General features: G+C 59.9%; 1 protein-coding gene. It reads right to left on the reverse strand.

Annotated features, from left to right (window positions below; genetic code table 11):
• A partial coding sequence (locus RCCGE510_RS16100; protein WP_007631540.1) for a HAMP domain-containing protein occupies nucleotides 1–1,111 on the reverse strand: 1,111 nt, incomplete at its 3' end.
• Between the last annotated feature and the right edge of the window lie 231 nt (nucleotides 1,112–1,342).

Here is a 1,342-nt window from a genome sequence, read left to right on the forward strand (position 1 = left end):
AAGCCGCCTGTTCGGTGGCGCCCTGCGATACCTGCTCGGAGCTTGCCGACAGTTCCTGGCTGCCGGAAGAGACGTTCTCGGCAGCCGAGATCGCATCGGCGACGACGCCGCGCAGGCGTTCAACCATCTGCTCCAGGGCGATGCCCAGCGCATCCTTGTCGGAGAGCGGCTTCGGGGACACCGTCAGGTCGCCGTTTGCGATCTGATCGGCGATGCCGGCGGTGGTTCTGAGGTTGGAGATCATGCTCTGCATGGCAATGCCGAGCGCATCCTTGTCCGAAAGCGGCTTTGCATCGGTGCTGAGGTCACCCATGGCGATCTGGTCGGCAAGGGCCGCCGTGGCGCGCAGATTGGCGGTCATGGCGTTGACCGTATTGATGAGATCCTTGATCTCGTCATTGGTCTTGACATCGACCTTCTGGTTGAGGTCACCGATCGCGACGGCGTTTGCGACCATCGTGATCTTTCGCAAGCCATTGTTGATTCCAAGGGTGATCCACAGCGCGGCGCCGAGCGCGATGAGCACTGCAATGCCGGAAGCGCTGCCGAGGATCAGCTTCGTCGATCCATAGAGATCAGTGTTCGACGCGGCGGTCGCCTTCATTCCTTTGCGCTGGATTTCGACGAGAGCCGCGATCGCAGTGCCCATATCGTCGGTCATTGTCCTCAGGTCACCCAGTGAAAGCGCCAGCGCACCAGCCTGGTCACCTCTTGCGTCAAGTTGCTGCAGTTCGGCGGATCTTTCGCGGAACTTCGTACCGATCGTCTGCAACTTCTCCCAATATGGCTTCCCCTCCGGCAAGGCGATGGCAAGACCGCCATCGACGGCGTCGAACATCTCCTGCAGGTACTGGTCGGCGTCCTTGTAGAAACCGGCAGCAGTTTCGGGATCCGTGGAGAGCAGTGCGTTCTTCTGAGAACGGATGGCGTTGACTTCGGCGACATTGGCGGTCAGTGCCAGCTCCAAACGACGGACCGAGCCGTTGATCATCTGGGCGCTCGCGTCATTCAAAGTTCCGAGACTCATGCTTCCGTAGACAGCGATGCCGATCAGCAGCAGCGTCATGATGCCGAAGGCAAGGCCCAGTTTGAGTTTAATGGTGAAACGCATGTGATACCCCCGATTTGCGGTCAAAACGAATGGAGAGAGACATGTCCCCCTGGCGGGACGTCGAGCTTGGAAGGATGTGTCTGAAGGGGGGAAGCGACTTCATTCGCTTCCCGGCAGCCGGACATCTATCGATCGCAGCGCCAACGCCTACACGCGTTGGGGGATATTTCCGCCTCGGGCCGACGGAGCAGCCCGAGGGATCACATGGGCTAGGTGTTTAGTCCCGGCATT

The organism is Rhizobium sp. CCGE 510, from assembly GCF_000292525.1.
Lineage (GTDB): Bacteria > Pseudomonadota > Alphaproteobacteria > Rhizobiales > Rhizobiaceae > Rhizobium.